Annotated in this window: 1 protein-coding gene; it reads right to left on the bottom strand. The window is 65.4% G+C overall.

Going from position 1 to position 243, the window contains the following annotated elements; genetic code table 11:
• Nucleotides 1–243: biotin/lipoyl-containing protein (locus Q5762_RS39425; RefSeq protein ID WP_315897136.1), on the bottom strand; the 243-nt coding region annotated here is incomplete at both ends.

Here is a 243-nt window from a genome sequence, read left to right as displayed (position 1 = left end):
ATGGAAGCAGGCACGCTGGTGGAATGGCATGGGGACGATGGGCGCCGCGGTTGGCGGTGGCGCTGGCACGGCCGCTGCCTCGCCTTCGGCCCAAATCAGCGCCAGCGGCGTTCCGACCGGGACCTTGCTATGAAGCTCAACCAGAAATTTCTCGATCCGGCCGGCCTGAAAGGTCTCAATCTCGATCGCGCCCTTCTGGGTCTCGACCACCGCGACGATGTCGCCGCGCTTGACCATGTCGCC

It is taken from the genome of Streptomyces sp. P9(2023) (genome assembly GCF_032436795.1).
Lineage (GTDB): Bacteria > Actinomycetota > Actinomycetes > Streptomycetales > Streptomycetaceae > Streptomyces.
Note: the sequence above shows the minus strand (reverse complement) of the source record. Positions and strands in the feature narration are given on the sequence as shown.